Genomic DNA, 16,987 nt, shown 5'->3' on the forward strand with positions numbered 1-16,987 from the left:
GTCTTTTTTTAAAAATTATCCGGCCTGTCGAACATGTGCGTGACGAACTCGGTCACGAGCGTCACGTAGGCGTCGTCGCTGAAGATGGGCTTCTGCATCAGGTCGATTGTTTCTTTCGAGAGGGCGCCGGTGCTAGCAAGTTCTGCGCCGCCCTTGCGGAACTTTTCGCGCAGCATGTTCAGGCGGCGCGGACCTCCGCGGTGGTCCAGCGCTCGCATCTGGGGGGCGGCGACAAGCGTGTATCCCTCATGCCCGAGGATGATGTCGAACTGCTTGCGGATGGGCTCGTAGACTACGTCCAGGTCCATCCAGGCGCAACTCGAAAGCAGAATGATTTTCTGGCCTTCCTTCTGGAACTGCAGCCCGTGCAGGTGCGAGTTGAGCGCGTTCGCGCCTTCCTTCAGTTTCTGGCCCATGTAGGGGTGGACCATGCCTACTATTCGGTCCATGAGTACCTTCATCTGGCCCGGCACGCTAAACAGGTACAAAGGGAAACTCCAGATCACGATGTCGGAATTCGTGAGTTTTTCGCGAATCCAGGGGACATCGTCGTCTTTTATGAAGCAGCTGCCGTCTTCACGGCCCCAGCAGCTGAGGCACCCGCGGCAGGGTTTGATGTTCAGATTATCGATAAAAAGGTATTCCGACTCGTATTCGCCGCTTTCTTCAAGGCCTTCTACGAACGCCTTGGTGGGAATTAGCGTTCCACTGCGTTCTTTTTTGGGGCTTGCAACCATTACGAGGACTTTCTTCTTTTCAGGCATGGACGCAAATTTAGAAATTTTCTACATTTACGCGCGCCTTGGTAATTACGCCAGGGTAAAACCAATCACCGGTACGCGAGAGTCGCTTCGGTGGCGCGGTCCACAACCCTAGGTTCGGGCTTCGCTTCGCGGCTTATTTGCATGCCGGGTAGTAACAACCGAAAAGGAATACATTATGGCAAATCTGCCTTCTGTTGAAGATCTGCTTGCTGCAGGCTCTCACTTTGGTCACCAGACTCAGCGCTGGAACCCGAAAATGAAACCCTACATCTTGGCCGAGAAGAACGGTATCTACGTTCTCAACCTGTCCAAGACTCGCGACCTCCTCGAAGAAGCCGCCAAGGCCGCTGCCAAGATTTCTGAATCTGGCAAGACCGTGCTCTTCGTTGGCACCAAGCCGACTGCCCGTCAGTGCGTGCTCGATGCCGCTGCCGCTTGCAACCAGTTCTCCGTTACCAACCGCTGGCTCGGCGGTATGCTCACCAACTTCCAGACGGTCCGCAAGTCCATCAAGAAGATCGACAAGATCGACGCCATGGAACAGGATGGTACTTTCCAGGCCCTCTCCAAGAAGGAAGTGCTCGACAAGAACCGCGAACGCGAAAAGCTCCTTTCCGTGTTCGGTGGCATCCGTGAAATGGTGAACCTTCCGGGTCTCCTGGTCGTGACCGACCTCGCCCACGAAAAGATTGCCGTGGCCGAAGCCCGTCGCCTCCACATTCCTATCATCGGCATCTGCGACACGAACGTCGATCCGACCCTCGTGGATTACCCCGTGCCGGCTAACGACGACGCCGTGAAGTCCATCAAGCTCATCGTGGACTACATCGCCGCCAACGTCAAGGCCCGCGTCGCCAACGACAAGAAGGCCGACAAGGAAGAACCCAAGAAGTTCGACAACGGCGAGGACAAGTAATATGCAGATTACCGCTTCCCTCGTTAACGAACTCCGCCAGAAGACTGGCGTGGGCATGATGCAGTGCAAGAAGGCCCTCACCGAAACTGACGGTGACATGGACAAGGCCGTCGAACTCCTCCGCAAGCAGGGTGCCGCCGTCGCTGCAAAGCGCGCCGACAAGGCTGCCAAGGAAGGCCGCATCTACCTCGTGGAAACTGCCGACAAGGCTGCTGCGTTCGAACTCTCTTGCGAAACCGAACCGGTTTCCAACAACGAAGACTTCGTCGCTCTCGCAAACCTCGCCGTGAAGGCTGTTGAAACTCAGGCCATCTCCTCCGTGGAAGACCTGAAGAACGCTGTCGTCGACGGCGTCAAGATCAACGACCGCCTCCAGGACGTGCTCGTGAAGATCCAGGAAAACATCGACTTCCGCAAGTTCGGCGAACTCAAGAAGGTCCCGAATTCCGTGTTCGGTGTTTACAGCCACATGAAGGGCAAGATCGGTGTGATTACCGAACTCGCTTTCGAAGGTTCTGCCGACGAAGCCGCCCTCAAGGCTGCCGCCAAGGACATCGCCATGCAGGCTGCCGCATTTGCTCCGGTTGCCCTGAACGATGCTTCCGTCCCGGCCGAAACGATCGAGAAGGAAAAGGAAATTGCCAAGGCCCAGATCGAAGCCTCCGGCAAGCAGACCAAGCCTGAGTTCATGCAGCGCCAGATCGATGGCCGCGTGGCTAAGGTCCTCAAGGAAATCGTTCTCGAAGATCAGGAATTCTTCATGTCCGAAAAGAACCCGAAGAAGCTCAGCGTCAAGGACTACCTCCAGGAAGTCGTTGCCAAGCAGCTCGGTCTTTCCAGCCTGAAGGTCGTGAACTTCATCCGCTTCGAACGCGGTAACTAATTTGCGGTGTCATCCTGAGCGAAGCGCCGAAAGGTGCGGAGTCGAAGGATCTCTAGCGAAATTAAATTGGTCGCTCCCTCGCGGGGCGGCCTTTTTTTTATTTGGAGAACTTGTTCAGTGGACATTTTTGTCCACAGTAAATTTTTTTTATACTGCAATCTCTTTTTTTTAAAGTGTATATTACAACCAGGTTATGGTTTGTTGCTCGATGGAGGTGCCTATGCAGAAGCATTCCTCGGGTGTTTTAGCGGCGTCGGTTGTCGTTGCTGGGTTGTTTGGGGGTTGTACGGAGTCAACCGATAGTGGGGTTTCTCCAGTGGTGGGGGATTCCTCAGCCGCGGCTTTTCTGTCATCTGCAGACCTTCAGGGAGACGGTACGTCTTCTACTGAAAATCCTATCGTCAGTTCGTCGGGAGGAACTCTCGTGAGTTCCTCTTCAGGGATTCATCCCGTTTCGTCTTCTGCATCTCTTCCTGCTTCTTCAGCAACATTTCCTCCTGTTTCGTCTTCTAGCGAGATAGAATTCGTTTATGTGGCTCCGGCGAATTTCTCGGATACGGTGAATGGCGCTGTGTTTAACATGGTGTATGTGGCGGGAGGCTCGTATACGCGTGGTTGCGATAACTGCGCCGAACAGGACAAAATCTACGAGACCCCTGCACACAAGGTGACGGTTGGCGATTATCATGCGGCAAAAACCGAGATTACAATCGGGCAGTGGAACGCCGTGATGGGAGGCAAGAAGAGTGCATGGGAATCAGACAACGCTCCAAAAATAGGTGTGAGCTGGTTCGATGCGAACGCTTTTGCATGCAAGCTTGAGCAACTGACGGGCCACCAGTACCGTTTGCTGACTGACGCCGAATGGGAATTCGCGGCGCGTGGCGGCAAGGACGGTGTTGCGGACAACTTCAAGTTTTCTGGTAGTAATTCTGTTGATGATGTTGCGTGGTATTCTGAAAATAGTGGTGGAAAAGCTCATGATGTGGCGACCAAGAAACCTAATAAGCTTGGCCTCTATGATATGAGCGGTAATTCCTGGGAATGGGTGTACGACTGGCTTGTAGGCTATACTTCCGGAGACAAGGTGAATCCGGTTCAGCTTACGGGCGCCGGCAACAAGACGCGTCGTGGGGGCAGTTATGGAGAGCCTGCCGAATTTGCACGCGTGAGCCGTCGTGCCATCCGCAGCCGTGACGGCGCTGCCGATATGGGGTTCCGAATAGGGGTTTCGTCGGAACTCCCGCCGGGGATGGTTGGCCCCTGCGAGGCGGCGAACCCCTCGGCTGCGGTATGCGATGGCAACAAGAATCGGGATTGTCGCCTGATTACGGATCCCGACGAGGCGTGGGTCAGCGACGACTATACCGTGGTAATCGGTGAAGACGGCGTTGCCGCTGTTTCTGGGTATCCGAATGTTTCTGGCCAGTGGTACACGCTCAATAACCGCAGTTTCAATGTGGTCACCAAGAGCGGAACCAAGACGTATGCCTACTACGTGTTCAGCGAAGATGAACTCACCATGATCAGTGACGACGGCATTCCATACCGTCTCTACCGCCGCGCCGCAAGTGAGGCGAAGAACAAGGTGAACCTCCCGACAGTCAGCAACCCGAAGACCTTGGAGCAGTTGATTGCGGCGGTAGAGCCCGAACGCCTCGTGACCGATGAACAACTTGCTCATCCCGATACGAGCGTGCGTGATCCGCGAATCGCTGCTGCTAGCGGATATACCTGGTTCTTTGATGGCCGTTGCTGTGGTGGAAACCACAAGTACCGCTTCCATCTAGATAGGAATGGTGATGCGGAATTCGTCGTGATGGATTACGATGACACGCACCACGAGAATATTCTCGCTAAAGGCCGCTGGTTCACCGTAGGCAATATCGGGCTTCACATTGTGCTGAATGGAAAGTATTTCAACTACCTCTATACCGCAGGCGAACGCACCATGAGTTACAGCGAGTATATGCCTGCTGGGCCTATCTTCTGCCATATCTCGTTCCAGAGTTACGAACGTGGGGATTTCCGCATATTCAACAAGACCGTTTTTGATGACAAGATTAAACGGCCTCGTGGGTTTAATGGAGAGAATCCTGTTTATGAGGCGGGCGACTACCAGTGGGGTTCGTGATGCGCGTGCAGTTTACATCCTTTACTGCGGTCGCAGCTGTCATGGCGCTCACTGTGTTGGCCGCATGTGGCGATTCGGATTTGTCATCAGATCCGCAGTCCGCCGACTCTGCGGAGCCCGCCTCATCATCGCAATCTGAAACGTCGATTATAGAATCCTGTTCTTCTGACTCGGAAATTCCTAGCTCCTGGAATATGTTTGGGGGGTCATCTGCGCAGGATTCACCGGAATGGTCTTCTGCGGCCTTGTCGTCGGAGGCCATTCCGGATCCTTCTTCTGACGGACATCTTTCGCCTGAGATGTCGTCATCGATCGAGCCAACGTCCTCGTCTGCGATTGTTGAAGCCTCTCCGGAGATTGTCCTGGACAAGGACGGCTTCGCGACGGTGGCCGATGTATATCGGGGTCTTGCTCCCGGAGAGAAGGCTGTTTTCATCATCAGACATTCGGAGCGTGAAGATGCCGTGACGATAGAGACGGAACTCACGGCAAACGGCATCAAGATGGCGCAAAACTTGGGGGCGGCTCTCAAAAGTGACGAGGAATTCTCGTATGTCACCTCGGGATTCGTGCGTACGAACGAGACTGCGAATAATATCTCGAAAGGCAGGGGAGAGGCGAGTCTCCCGAAACTCATCACGAATTACGACATCACTGGCAACTGGTTCCTGAAAATCTCGGCAGATTCTTTGGCGCAGTATGGGACTGTGCTTGGAATGAGGGGCGGTTCCGTTGAACTCATGTCGCATTGGGCGTACGAGGGCGGCTATCCCGACGCGCTCTACGAATTAGGACCGCGTGCACAGGAATTCATGCAGTCCGTGATTCTCAAGAATCTGCCAAAATGGAAACGTGTGACAATCATGGTGTCTCACGATATCTTCGTGATGCCGCTCGCCGTTTTTGGCTCGCAGAAGAAGGTCGCACTCAAGTACTACGAGGATTACCACTGGATTAACTATATCGCGGGTCTAGCCGTCATTGCCGACGAGCAGAACAACCTGCGTTACATCCCCGTGAAAGGCGCCGAGTCAGGAGTTATAGACTATCTGGCTATTTATATGGCGGAACACGGGGGCTATTCCAGGTAAGTTTGGGAAGTTTTTGTAACAAATTGTAAACAAAATAACGGAAAATAGACCGTTTTTCACTGAATATCCTGTATATTATTTTGTTTGAAAAATGTTTTCTTATATTTAAAAACACTAACAAACGAATAATAAGGGATATCACCATGAAAAAATACTCTCACGCATGGATTGCCTTTATGGCAATTAAACGTCTGGAGGTTATTGCCTCTACAGAAGATGCTTCCGTCGTTAAAGGCGTTAGCGATAGTGTCCGCGCCGAAGCTAAGGCACTGGTCAAATGGTTCAAAGATTATCGCGACTTCGTTATCGAAGGGGCTTGGTATCCTGACGATGTGTTCAAGGACATGGGTTCGAGCCATATTGTGAAGTACCGCCCTTCAGAAGACTCCGCGTATTCTGCGTTTGGTAAATTGCCCTCGACCCATACCATATTCCAGAAGATGACGAAGGTGAAGTCCCCCCTGCTAGAAAAGCCGTATGTCATTGAAGGCGGTAACTGCGCTGACCGTTGTGAATCTATATCCCACAGTATTGTGGACAATTTTAAGATGCTTCACCGCGAGGAAAGGGGCTGCCCGATTGCGACTACGGGTAACCATATCGCGATGAGATTCTTTATCCTTAGCCATTACATCGCGGACTGCCACATGCCGCTGCACTGTGATGCGCGCCCGTTCTCTGATGGTAAGGGCATTCATGGAGCGATCGAGAAGAAATGGGAGGACCAGGTCAACAAGTCCTATAAGATTGACAAGGCCAACAATCGTTTCTTCTATGATCCCGATGGCTATCCGCTTCACCTTAATCCCACCCAGTTCGTTCTGGATGTGGAACATGATGTAGAAACGAGAAAATATGCACATGGCTGGGGTACCGGCAACAACAACACCTGGGATTTCATGAGTGTTGTTTCCCAGTACTCCTATGTGTTCTCCTACTACCTGATTCCGGAAACGTTCAAGAACACTCAGACTATTCAGGAGTTTATGGAACAGACGGAGTGGGGGCGTGACTTTGACAAGTACAGTGTCATGATCTTTGGCGATGCCATCGATTCGCTTGCGCGTATCTGGCTTCACGTCTGGATCAAGTTCAGGAACTGGTTAAAGTAGGAACAAAGAGAAAGCCCCGGCTCTAACGAGCCGGGGCAATTTCTTTTCGCGTTAGCGAGGCTTACGCCTTCCTGTAGCTCTCCATGCTTTCCACGTTCACGCTCTTCACGAAGTTGTAGTGCTTGGCGACTTCGGCTTCGGCGAGGTTCAGGTACACCTTCATGCTCTTTTCGAACAGTTCCGGTGCCTTGGTGGCGTCGCGGAGCATGAGCTGGCTCATCACGCAGTTGGCGGCGAGTTCGTACAAGTGACGGCTGCAAAGGTCGGTGAACTCGTTGTTGTTCGCGGCCTTCACAGTTTCGATAGCTTCGTTGAACTTCGCGTCCATGGCCTTCGCGCGGGCCTTGAGGCTCTCGTATTCGGCGGCCACTTCGCCCGCTTCCAGTTCCTCGAGCATCTGGCTGTAGGTTCCGGTGTTGATGTGCGGGAGTGCTGCAACGGTCTGCAACTGCGTCGTGCCTTCGTAAATGGAGGTGATGCGAGCGTCGCGGTAGAGGCGCTGGCAAGCGTATTCGAGCATGTAGCCCGAACCGCCGTGAACCTGGATGCTGTCGTAGGCGTTCAGGTTCGCGTATTCGGAGTTCATGCCCTTCGCAAGCGGCGTGCAAGCTGAAGCGAGTTTCTGGTACAGCTTGAGTTCAGCCTTCTCCTCGTCGGAGAGCTTGCGGGTGCGCTCGATGTCCTCGAGGCCCTTATAGATATCTACATAGCGGGCTGTCTGGTACAGGAGTGCGCGGCCTGCGTCGAGGCGTGCCTTGATGTTGGAAATCATCTCGTAGACAGCTGGGAAGTTCACGATGGCCTGGCCGAACTGCTTACGGTCCTTGGCATAGGCGAGAGCTTCGTTGTATGCCATCTGGCTGATGCCCACGGACTGTGCGGCAATGCCCAGGCGGGCGCCGTTCATGAGGGCCATCACGTACTTGATGAGGCCGAACTTGCGGCGGCCACAGAGTTCCGCCTTTGCGTTCTTATAGACAAGTTCGCAGGTCGGGCTTCCGTGGATGCCGAGCTTGTTCTCGATGCGGCGCACGTTCACGCCACCGTCGCGCTTGTCGTAGATGAACATGGAAAGGCCGCGGCCGTCATGGGTGCCTTCTTCGGAGCGGGCGAGCACCAGGTGGATGTCGCTGTCGCCGTTCGTGATGAAGCGCTTGACACCGTTCAGGTACCAGCACTTGTCTTCTTCGCTGTAGGTGGCCTTGAGCATCACGCGCTGCAGGTCGGAACCGGCATCGGGTTCGGTCAGGTCCATAGACATCGTCTCGCCGGCGCACACGCGCGGGATAAAGCGGGAACGCTGGTCCTCGTCGCCGAATTCATACAAGGTCTCGATGCAGTCCTGCAGGGACCAAATGTTCTCGAAACCGGCGTCCGCGGAGGCGATCATTTCGTTGATGGCCGTGTAGGCGGTAATCGGGAAGTTCAGGCCGCCGAAGCGGCGCGGCATGGTCACGCCATTGAGGCCAGCCTTGCGGGTGGCTTCCAGGTTCTCGTAGGTCTTGCTTGCGTAACGCACGCGGCCGTTTTCGCAGTGCGGGCCTTCGGCGTCCACGTCTTCCGAGTTCGGGAACACGGTGTTCGCGGTGATGTCGCCTGCGACTTCGAGCACGCGGTTGTAGCTGTCTATCGCGTCGGCGTAGTCTTCCGGCGCATAGTCAAAGCTGTCCTTGTCGGCGTAGCCGTTTTCCTTGAGCTCCACGATGCGCTGCATCAGAGGAGAACTTTCAAGGTTGAACTTAATCTCTGGATGGTCTGTGTAAAAATTCGCCATAACGCCTACTTGTTGTTTGCCTTGTAATACTTGATCATCTTCGGGATGACCTCTTCGACGGTGCCGTTGATCACGTAGTCAGCGATAGCGTTGATCGGGGCGTCGGGGTCGGAGTTCACGGAGATGATGATTCCTGAATCCTGCATGCCGGCGAGGTGCTGAATCTGGCCGGAGATACCGCAGGCGATATACACCTTCGGGCGTACGGTCACGCCGGTCTGGCCAATCTGGCGGTCATGATCGGCAAAGCCCGCGTCGATAGCGGCACGGCTTGCGCCCACTTCGGCGTGGAGTTCCTTCGCCAGTTCGAACAGCATGTCGAAGTTTTCCTTGGAGCCCATGCCATAACCACCGGCCACCACGATGGGTGCGCCCTTGAGGTTGTGCTTGGCCTTTTCCACATGGCGTTCGAGCACCTTGACCACGTATTCCGTTTCCGGCACGTACTTGGCCACGTCGTGCTTGATGACTTCGCCCTTGTAGTTCGGGTCCACGATTTCCTTCTTCATCACGCCTTCGCGCACCGTCGCCATCTGCGGGCGGTGTTCCGGGTTCACGATGGTAGCGACGATGTTGCCGCCGAACGCCGGGCGAATCTGGCAGAGCTGGTTTTCGTAGAACTTCTTCACGCCGCCGATGCTCATTTCGAAGCTGTCGATTTCGAGTTCGGTACAGTCGGCGGTAAGGCCGCTGTGCATGGCGCTGGAAATACGCGGGCCTAAGTCACGGCCAATCACCGTTGCACCGAGCAGGCAAATCTGCGGCTGCTCTTCCTTGAAGAGGTTCACCACGAGAGAAGCGTGCGGGTTGGTGGTGTAGGGGAAGAGCCCTTCGGCGTCGAACACATGGACCTTGTCCACACCGTAGGGGAACACCTGCTTTTCGATTCCGTCGAGGCCCTTGCCTGCGCAGATGCATTCGAGCTGAACGCCGAGCGTGTTGGCGAGCTTGCGGCCCTTGGACAAAAGTTCGAGGGAAACATCGACAACGGTCGTGCCCTCAATTTCGCAATATACAAATACGTTATTCATAGGCTAGCCAATAATCTTCCCGTCTAAAAGTTCCTTGATAAGTCCTTCGACGTCGGCGTCGCTTGCGGTGAGCGTGCGGCTTTCCTTCGCCTTGAACACGATGTTCTTGACAGCCTTCACGTTCGTCGGCGAACCGGCCTTACCGATCTGGGCAGGGTCTGCGTCGATGTCGGCGGCACCCCACTGCGGAATGTTCAGGTAGGGCTTCTTCGCGATGAGGGCTTCGTACTTTTCGGCATCTTCCGGCTTGCGTTCGGCAACCACAGTTGCGTTCTTGAACTTCATGAGGCGCTTTGCGTTGCGCGGACGGCACGGGGCCGCACTTCCGTTCACGGTCACGACCAGCGGGAGCGGTGCTTCCACCGTTTCCACGCCACCGTCGATGTGGCGGCGGATCACGACCTTGCGGGCCTTTTCGTCGAGGGAGAGGATTTCTTCGGCGTAGGTCACCTGGGTGAGGCCGAGCTTTTCTGCAATCTGCGGACCGACCTGTGCGGTATCGCCGTCGATAGCCTGGCGGCCACCGAGAATGATGTCGTAGTCGCCAATCTTCTTGACGGCCTGGGCGAGCGTGTAGCTCGTGGCGAGAGTGTCTGCACCACCGAGCGGGCGGTCCGTCACCACGAAACCCTCGTCGGCACCGCGGTACAGAGCTTCGCGGACGACTTCGGCAGACTTCGGGAGACCCATCGTCAGCACAGAGATGGTGGAACCCGGGAACTGGTCCTTCAAACGAAGGGCTTGCTCCAGGGCGTTCAGGTCTTCGGGGTTGAAGACCGCGGGCAATGCGGCACGATTGATGGTTCCCTGCTCCGTCATGGCATCGGGGCCCACGTTTCGTGTATCAGGTACTTGCTTAGCAAGCACAACGATTTTAAGACTCATTATATCCTTATAGTGTTGAATTTACGTTTAATGTTTTGCTGTGTACAAGATAGAAATTATCGGGTGCTCCGCCCCGACCTCGAGTTGCGGTCTTTCCTACGTCATCTCTGCATAAGAAAATTGACACTTTTTTGTAATAAACTTCTTTTGAGTATGCACAATAAAAGCCAATCCGTAAATTTGGACTGGCTGAAAATAATTTTATCCTATATTATACTTCCGCTATTTTATTTCCACGTAAATACCCTTGGGCAGGTCGGGGAGGGTGCCGTTGGCGTTGCGCGCCCCTACGGGCTGGCCGAGCACGTTAAAAATCCTGTTCCCGGGCTTGCCATTCCCATTTTTTTCGATGTTCGAAATGATAATGCGGGCCGTGCTGCTGGAACTGCTGGAAATTTCCGGTGCGCTGGAACTAGACGATGTTTCTGGGGCCACAGAACTTGACGAGAACTGTTCCGGTTCGCTAGACGAGCTTGAAACCGGGTCGGAGCAGTTTTCACCGATGCAGAACGTGAGCGTTTCTCCAGGTGTCCCGATGTCTGTGATTTTGAGTCCTGTCTTGGAACCGCTGTACCAACGGATAGCGGGGTAGGCGTCGTCCGAAAATCCAGAATAGGTTCCGCTCTTGAAGAACGTGTTCGCCGTGCTTCCAGGATCCGGCCACTGGTTGGGCTCGATGTCGCTTGACTTGCCCTGAGAACTCGCATGTACGATTCTCAAGCCGAGTTTGTCCGAGGCGGAATTCCCATCAATGGAAAAATCGTAATGCTGCATCAGGAGCCCACTGCCTTTGAGGACCTTGTTTCGGCCCGTATTTTGCACGTACGACCAGACGAGCCCTTCTTTTTCAGGCCTTTCGGGGTTCTTGTAGCGGTAGCAGAATTCGCCGGGCTTGGAAACTTCAAGAACAGTTGCGTTGTTTACGTCTTCGCTTGTAATGTCCACAAACGGAATCCAGCCCTGGTCCGCGCGGTAGAAGTCATTGATGGCGACGGGGTTCTTGTCGCTCGGTCTATTGCCCATGGTGCAATAGTCCCCGTACCAATAGAGGTCGGGCCAGCCGAAGATCATGTGCCCGCTTTCGTGTACGAATACGTATATCGAAAATGTGCCCGGCATGTCCGTCATCTGGTGGTGCGTCAGCTTGACGCCATCCCTTCTTTCCGATGACCATCCGGAATGCGGCCACAGTCCCTGACCCCATACTTCTCCGGCTCCGGCATAGACAATATTTATGGCTTCGGTGGTGCCGTCCTTGTCGTTGTCGTAGCGTGAAAAATCGACTTGCGGATCGAAGTAGTCAAAAACCTCTTTCATGAGGGAATCCGATCCCGAGTACCCTTGCAAACCTTCGTACCAGGATTTAGGGTGCTTCGCACGGTACCAGCCGTAGACTTCGTTGGTGAGGTCCAGCTGCCCGTTGGAGACGTCGAGGTAGTAGTCGCGCACGGAACCGTTACAGCCATCCCTGTTGAAGCCTTCCTTGTTGAGCCAGTCCTCGACTTCGTTGATGGTGACTGGCGCTACTTTGTCTGTAAAGTCCACGAGCAGGGTAAGACTATATATTTTACCCTTGGGTGCGGCGTAGTGGCTTTTTTCCTGTGTCGCGATGGCCTTTAACAGCCCACGGGAGTTGTCGAACGTGGGTGTAGCCTCATCGGGCCATGCGGCGACCCTTTTTCCTTGATACACGATGTCGGCGAAGAGTGCCGAGTGAAGCGCAAATAGCGCAAGGCAGAAGAGTGAAATCCTGTTTTTCATGACCAATCCCATTACCGAAAATAAACCTTCTCTAATTATATATTCTTTTGGGGACGATAGGCGCCCCGGTATGCAGTTTTTGTGTTGAAGGTGTGTAAACGACCTCCGAGCAAGTCGCATTTTATTACATTTTCCGTCATGAAATTTAAACGCATTCTCCTGAAACTCAGTGGCGAAGCCCTCGCAGGCGAAAAGGGCCACGGTATCGATAACGTTATACTTTCCGACATGGCGAGCGAAATTGCCTCCATCGTCAAGCAGGGCGTGCAGGTCGCGCTCGTAATTGGTGGTGGTAACCTTGTTCGCGGTATTTCCGCCTCCGCAGGCGGCATGAATCGCGCCCAGGGCGATGCCATGGGCATGCTCGGCACCGTGATGAACGGCCTTGCCATGCAGGACGCCCTCGATAAGCAGGGTATTGACTCTGTGGTGATGTCTGCCATCCGCATGGAACCGGTCTGTGAGTTCTTCGACCGCCGCAAGGCCCTCAAACTCCTTTCCGCTGGTTCTGTGGTCATCTTCTCCGCCGGTACGGGTAACCCGTTCTTTACAACGGACAGCTGCGCCGCCCTTCGCGCCATCGAAAGCGAATGTGACGTCATCATGAAGGCTACCAAGGTCGATGGCATCTATACGGCCGACCCGGTCAAGGACCCGACGGCAACCCGCTTCGACGACATCAGCTACAAGGAAGTCATTTCCCGCGGTCTTAAGGTGATGGATACGGCAGCCGTTGCCCTCTGCATGGAAAACGACATGCCCATCTTCGTGTTCAAGATGGAAAAGGGCAACCTCACGCGTGCCGCTATCGAAGGCGACCTCGGCACGCTGGTCCACTGCTAGTGTTTTTACTTATATTTATTTCAGAATAATGGCGCCAAGCGCCGCAACCTAAAACCTGTAACCTGAAAGTTATTATGGCAGATTATAACGAAAAAATGGACAAGGCCATCGAGGCCACCGAACGTGAATTTGCGAAGGTCCGCGCCGGCAAGGCGACCCCTGCAATCCTGAACGACGTGCGCGTTGACTACTACGGCACTCCGACCCCGATTTCGCAGGTGGCAAAGGTTTCTGTGCCCGAACCGCGCATGCTCCTCGTGACCCCGTGGGAAAAGACCATGGTGGACCCGATCGAGAAGGCTATTCTCGCTGCGAATATCGGCCTTACCCCGATGAAGGACGGCAACTGCATCCGCGTGTCGCTCCCGATTCTCACGACCGAACGCCGCCAGGAACTTGCGAAGATCGTGCGCAAGCATGCTGAAGAAGGCCGTGTGGCCATCCGTAACATCCGCCGCGATGCCAATGATGCCATCAAGAAGAACAAGGACCTGCCCGAAGACGAAGTCAAGAAGCAGCAGGACGAAATCCAGAAGGCGACCGACAAGGCTATCGCGCAGATTGACGCCCTTCTCGCCGAGAAGGAAGCGGACATCCTCAAGGTGTAGTTCGGGGCTTGCGTGGGTAACGAACTTCGACATGTGGCCATTATCATGGATGGTAATGGCCGTTGGGCTAGGAGCCGCGGGCTCGAACGTTTTCTGGGCCACCGTAAGGGGACCCAGGCGACTATCGACGCGGTGGAGGTTGGCGTAAACCTTAAGCTCGAGCACATGACTCTCTATGTGTTCAGTTCCGAAAACTGGGGCCGCCCGAGCAAGGAGGTGGATTACCTGATGAATCTCCTCATCGAGATGGTGGTGAAGGAAATCCCCGACCTCATGGAAAAGAACGTAAAGCTCAAGGTTATCGGGAACATGGACCGACTGCCCGAAAAACCGCGCGCAAGTCTGCAGTCCGCAATCGACATGACCGCAAACAATACGGGTATGCAACTGAACCTTGCCATTTCCTATGGTGGTAGGCAAGAGATTGTGGATGCAACGAAGTCCATTGCGGCCCAGGTGGCTGCAGGAACGCTCAAGGTCGAGGATATCGACGAAAACCTGTTCGCAAGGAACTTGTATTTGAAGGGTGCGCCCGACCCGGATCTCGTTATCCGTACGGGCGGTGAATTTAGACTTTCGAACTACCTCCTCTGGCAGGCTGCCTACAGCGAGTTCTACGTGACGGACACGCTGTGGCCCGACTTCACTCAGGAAGAGTTCATGAAGGCTGTCGAGTTTTTCAAGACACGGGAACGGAGATTTGGGAAGGTGTTGCATGAGTAATCTGGCTCAGCGTTTGATAACGGCGTTTATCGCCATACCGATAGTGTTTTTCCTGCTGTGGTTCTGCGACTACAGCCGTATCGGGCTGATGTGCTTCCTGGCGGGCGTAGGTGCCTGGGAATGGGCGGGCATGGCATCCAAGATGTACAAGGGTCCCGACATGCGGTACCTCTCCTTTGCATCGTCCCTCGCGTTGACGCTGGCCTGGGCGCTTTCGAAGGGCGACTACTTCGGACTCCCCGCTGTTCCGTATGTAGTCGGCATGACGTTCCTTGTAATCTTTGCAATCTATATCGGTATTGCCTATGCGAAGGTGGAAATCGACCACCTGTTCCCCTGGCTCGTGATGCAGCTCGGCGCTCCCCTGTACATTGGTCTCTGGGGTGGCATGAACGCTCTCATGATGGGTAACGGCCAGGGCTTCGAACACTGCTATCCGTTTATCCTCGTGATGACCTCCATGTGGCTCTGCGACACGGTGGCGTACTTCTTCGGCAAGTTTGCGGCAGGCAAGGGCCCCTTCGGGAGGCACCCGTTTGCTCCGAGCATCAGCCCCAAGAAGACTTGGGAAGGTAGCATTGCCGGTTCCATCGCGACTATCGCGTGGGTGGCCTACTGGGTCAAGTGCAGCGCGGCTCTCTCCAGCTTCAATATCGACTTCAACTGGGGTATTGCCATTGCGATTGGCGTGCTGCTCACTGTCGCGGGCCAGGCAGGCGACCTCTTGATGAGTGCCCTCAAGCGTTGGAGCGGTACGAAGGATTCGGGTAACCTGTTCGTGGGGCATGGTGGCGTGCTCGACCGCTGCGACTCCTTCTTCCTCGCGGCTCCCGCACTCTACCTGCTTCTGGATTTTCTCAAGAACATAGCTTAGCAATTTAAGGGGAAATTATGAAACTCAAGTTTATTATTGGGGCTTTCGCTTTGGTGGCTGCCCTCGGTTTTACGGCGTGTGGCGATGACGATTCCAATCCCACTTCCGGTAATGGTACTACCGATCCCGACAACGGCGGTAAAGGCAAGAAGGATGATGGCAAACTGGAAGCCGGCTGTAACTTTGAAAAAGAAGACAATGTCTGGAAGTACAAGTATTCTACATGGAATTACATCGATGTCTACACGTGGATCGACGAGAGCACGGTTGACTACAAGGCCTACATGAACTCGTATCACATGGACAAAGACGATACGACTTACACGGGCGTGAATCGTGACGAGTTCTTTAATAAAGTTATGAAAGAATGCCTGTCCTATCAGGAAATGTAGAGGTTTAGGAAATGAAAAATGTCGTTCTTCTCGGAGCAACCGGTTCTATCGGAACTTCTAGCGTAGATGTCATCTTGCAGCATTCCGACATCTTCAATCTGTATGCGGTTGCCGCAAACAGCAGTGTCGCGAAGGTGGCCGAAATCGTGCGCAAGTTCAAGGTGGAACGCGTATGCATGTTCGACCCGAACGCCGCGAAGGAACTTGAAAAAGAACTTGGCATGAAGGTGCTTGCCGGCATGGAAGGCCTGTGCGAACTTGCTGCCGACCCGAAGGCTGACATCATTATCAACGCCCTGATGGGTGCGGTGGGCTGCCTCCCGACCATTACCGCCATCGAGCACGGCAAGCATGTGGCGCTTGCGAACAAGGAGACGATGGTCATGGCGGGTCCCGTCATCTGGGACAAGCTTGCGGAAAACCCGAAGTCGTTCATTACGCCGATCGATTCCGAGCACAGCGCCATTTTCCAGTGCCTTTCCGGCCGCCCCGAAAAGGAAGTGGAATTCCTCGAGATTACGGCTTCCGGCGGACCTTTCCGCGAATGGCCTATTGAGAAGTTCGAGCAGATAACCGTGGCCGATGCTTTGAACCATCCGGTGTGGAGCATGGGCAAGAAGATTACCATCGATTCTGCCTCGATGATGAACAAGGGTCTCGAAGTGCTCGAAGCACACTTTTTGTTTCACATTCCGTACGAGCAGATCAAGGTGGTCGTTCACCCGCAGTCGATGGTGCATTCGCTGGTGCAGTTCCGCGATGGTTCCCTCATGGCTCAGCTCGGCGCGCCCGACATGCGCATTCCTATCCAGGTGGCGCTCACGTGGCCCGACCGCCTGCCGCTCGAGACCAAGCGCCTCGACCTGCCGACGCTCGCGAAACTTACCTTCTTCGAGCCGGACTTCAACAAGTTCCGTTGCCTCGCCCTCGCGTTCGAGGCGGGCCGCCGTGGCGGTATCGTCCCCTCGATGATGAACGCCGCGAACGAGGTTCTCGTTGACGCCTTCCTCAAGGGCAACCTCAAGTTCACCGACATCCCGCGCCATGTGGAAACCATCATGGCGGGAGCCCCGAACGTGACCGGCCACCTGACGCTCGACCAGGTGCTTGAGGCTGACGCCGAGGCCCGCAGGCTCACCGAAGCGCTGATAAAGTAATTTTACAATCGTTGAAAAACACTTTCTTGGCCCTATTGC

At 54.6% G+C, this 16,987-nt stretch carries 16 protein-coding genes; 11 read left to right on the forward strand and 5 right to left on the reverse strand.

The annotated features are described in order from the left end of the window. Positions 1-8 precede the first annotated feature (8 nt). Positions 9-764, reverse strand: coding sequence for a flavodoxin family protein (locus B7994_RS00960; RefSeq protein WP_088636614.1), 756 nt, complete (start codon positions 762-764; stop codon positions 9-11). Positions 765-939: 175 nt separating this feature from the next. On the opposite strand from B7994_RS00960, the gene rpsB reads away from it, so the two are divergent. The 5 genes from rpsB (at position 940) to B7994_RS00985 (ending at position 6,900) form a co-directional block, all read left to right on the forward strand. Next, the gene (gene rpsB, locus B7994_RS00965) at positions 940-1,680 is read left to right on the forward strand and encodes a 30S ribosomal protein S2 (protein WP_088636615.1); all 741 of its coding nucleotides are present in this window, start codon (positions 940-942) and stop codon (positions 1,678-1,680) included. 1 nt (position 1,681) lies between these two features. Next, entirely contained in the window at positions 1,682-2,563 is an 882-nt protein-coding gene (gene tsf / locus B7994_RS00970; RefSeq protein WP_088636616.1) for a translation elongation factor Ts, read from the forward strand. A 220-nt stretch (positions 2,564-2,783) separates the two neighbouring features. After that, positions 2,784-4,697, forward strand: a complete 1,914-nt coding sequence (locus B7994_RS00975; protein ID WP_088636617.1) for an SUMF1/EgtB/PvdO family nonheme iron enzyme — start codon at positions 2,784-2,786, stop codon at positions 4,695-4,697. Next, positions 4,697-5,788, forward strand: a complete 1,092-nt coding sequence (locus B7994_RS00980) for a histidine phosphatase family protein (RefSeq protein WP_088636618.1) — start codon at positions 4,697-4,699, stop codon at positions 5,786-5,788. The genes B7994_RS00975 and B7994_RS00980 overlap by 1 nt, the downstream gene beginning before the upstream one ends. Before the next feature lie 176 nt (positions 5,789-5,964). Then, positions 5,965-6,900, forward strand: a complete 936-nt coding sequence (locus tag B7994_RS00985; RefSeq protein ID WP_088636619.1) for a hypothetical protein — start codon at positions 5,965-5,967, stop codon at positions 6,898-6,900. Between the two features lie 61 nt (positions 6,901-6,961). Here B7994_RS00985 and B7994_RS00990 read toward each other — a convergent pair whose 3' ends face one another. From B7994_RS00990 to B7994_RS01005, 4 genes are all read right to left on the reverse strand, one after another. Continuing rightward, on the reverse strand, positions 6,962-8,674 hold the full coding sequence (locus B7994_RS00990) for an acyl-CoA dehydrogenase family protein (protein ID WP_088636620.1): 1,713 nt from the start codon (positions 8,672-8,674) through the stop codon (positions 6,962-6,964). Positions 8,675-8,679: 5 nt separating this feature from the next. Beyond that, positions 8,680-9,705 (reverse strand): electron transfer flavoprotein subunit alpha/FixB family protein, encoded by a 1,026-nt coding sequence (locus B7994_RS00995; protein WP_072807905.1) that lies wholly within the window; start codon positions 9,703-9,705, stop codon positions 8,680-8,682. A gap of 3 nt (positions 9,706-9,708) precedes the next feature. Further along, positions 9,709-10,590, reverse strand: a complete 882-nt coding sequence (locus B7994_RS01000; RefSeq protein WP_072807907.1) for an electron transfer flavoprotein subunit beta/FixA family protein — start codon at positions 10,588-10,590, stop codon at positions 9,709-9,711. A 222-nt stretch (positions 10,591-10,812) separates the two neighbouring features. Further along, on the reverse strand, positions 10,813-12,351 hold the full coding sequence (locus B7994_RS01005) for a M6 family metalloprotease domain-containing protein (RefSeq protein ID WP_088637195.1): 1,539 nt from the start codon (positions 12,349-12,351) through the stop codon (positions 10,813-10,815). A gap of 138 nt (positions 12,352-12,489) precedes the next feature. On the opposite strand from B7994_RS01005, the gene pyrH reads away from it, so the two are divergent. The 6 genes from pyrH (at position 12,490) to B7994_RS01035 (ending at position 16,948) form a co-directional block, all read left to right on the forward strand. Next, the gene (pyrH, locus tag B7994_RS01010) at positions 12,490-13,194 is read left to right on the forward strand and encodes a UMP kinase (RefSeq protein WP_088636621.1); all 705 of its coding nucleotides are present in this window, start codon (positions 12,490-12,492) and stop codon (positions 13,192-13,194) included. Between the two features lie 74 nt (positions 13,195-13,268). Beyond that, a complete protein-coding gene (frr, locus tag B7994_RS01015) occupies positions 13,269-13,802 on the forward strand; it encodes a ribosome recycling factor (RefSeq protein WP_088636622.1) in 534 nt (177 codons plus the stop codon). A gap of 12 nt (positions 13,803-13,814) precedes the next feature. Beyond that, positions 13,815-14,525: an isoprenyl transferase gene (locus tag B7994_RS01020; RefSeq protein ID WP_088636623.1), complete on the forward strand. Its 711-nt coding sequence runs from the start codon at positions 13,815-13,817 to the stop codon at positions 14,523-14,525. Next, positions 14,518-15,399, forward strand: a complete 882-nt coding sequence (locus B7994_RS01025; protein WP_088636624.1) for a phosphatidate cytidylyltransferase — start codon at positions 14,518-14,520, stop codon at positions 15,397-15,399. Before B7994_RS01020 ends, B7994_RS01025 begins: the two co-directional genes overlap by 8 nt. Before the next feature lie 17 nt (positions 15,400-15,416). After that, entirely contained in the window at positions 15,417-15,791 is a 375-nt protein-coding gene (locus tag B7994_RS01030) for a hypothetical protein (RefSeq protein ID WP_088636625.1), read from the forward strand. An 11-nt stretch (positions 15,792-15,802) separates the two neighbouring features. Beyond that, the gene (locus tag B7994_RS01035; RefSeq protein ID WP_088636626.1) at positions 15,803-16,948 is read left to right on the forward strand and encodes a 1-deoxy-D-xylulose-5-phosphate reductoisomerase; all 1,146 of its coding nucleotides are present in this window, start codon (positions 15,803-15,805) and stop codon (positions 16,946-16,948) included. Positions 16,949-16,987 lie beyond the last annotated feature (39 nt).

Source organism: Fibrobacter sp. UWR2 (genome assembly GCF_002210285.1).
Taxonomy (GTDB): domain Bacteria; phylum Fibrobacterota; class Fibrobacteria; order Fibrobacterales; family Fibrobacteraceae; genus Fibrobacter.

Bases quoted from the DNA above. Each gene is read 5' to 3' on its own strand.
- B7994_RS01000 (WP_072807907.1), bottom strand. From the start codon at position 10,590: ATGAGTCTTAAAATCGTTGTGCTTGCTAAGCAAGTACCTGATACACGA.
- B7994_RS00995 (WP_072807905.1), bottom strand. From the start codon at position 9,705: ATGAATAACGTATTTGTATATTGCGAAATTGAGGGCACGACCGTTGTC.
- B7994_RS00975 (WP_088636617.1), top strand. From the start codon at position 2,784: ATGCAGAAGCATTCCTCGGGTGTTTTAGCGGCGTCGGTTGTCGTTGCT.
- frr (WP_088636622.1), top strand. From the start codon at position 13,269: ATGGCAGATTATAACGAAAAAATGGACAAGGCCATCGAGGCCACCGAA.
- B7994_RS01005 (WP_088637195.1), bottom strand. From the start codon at position 12,351: ATGAAAAACAGGATTTCACTCTTCTGCCTTGCGCTATTTGCGCTTCAC.
- B7994_RS01025 (WP_088636624.1), top strand. From the start codon at position 14,518: ATGAGTAATCTGGCTCAGCGTTTGATAACGGCGTTTATCGCCATACCG.
- B7994_RS00985 (WP_088636619.1), top strand. From the start codon at position 5,965: ATGGCAATTAAACGTCTGGAGGTTATTGCCTCTACAGAAGATGCTTCC.
- B7994_RS00980 (WP_088636618.1), top strand. From the start codon at position 4,697: ATGCGCGTGCAGTTTACATCCTTTACTGCGGTCGCAGCTGTCATGGCG.
- pyrH (WP_088636621.1), top strand. From the start codon at position 12,490: ATGAAATTTAAACGCATTCTCCTGAAACTCAGTGGCGAAGCCCTCGCA.
- B7994_RS01030 (WP_088636625.1), top strand. From the start codon at position 15,417: ATGAAACTCAAGTTTATTATTGGGGCTTTCGCTTTGGTGGCTGCCCTC.
- B7994_RS00990 (WP_088636620.1), bottom strand. From the start codon at position 8,674: ATGGCGAATTTTTACACAGACCATCCAGAGATTAAGTTCAACCTTGAA.
- rpsB (WP_088636615.1), top strand. From the start codon at position 940: ATGGCAAATCTGCCTTCTGTTGAAGATCTGCTTGCTGCAGGCTCTCAC.
- B7994_RS00960 (WP_088636614.1), bottom strand. From the start codon at position 764: ATGCCTGAAAAGAAGAAAGTCCTCGTAATGGTTGCAAGCCCCAAAAAA.
- B7994_RS01035 (WP_088636626.1), top strand. From the start codon at position 15,803: ATGAAAAATGTCGTTCTTCTCGGAGCAACCGGTTCTATCGGAACTTCT.
- tsf (WP_088636616.1), top strand. From the start codon at position 1,682: ATGCAGATTACCGCTTCCCTCGTTAACGAACTCCGCCAGAAGACTGGC.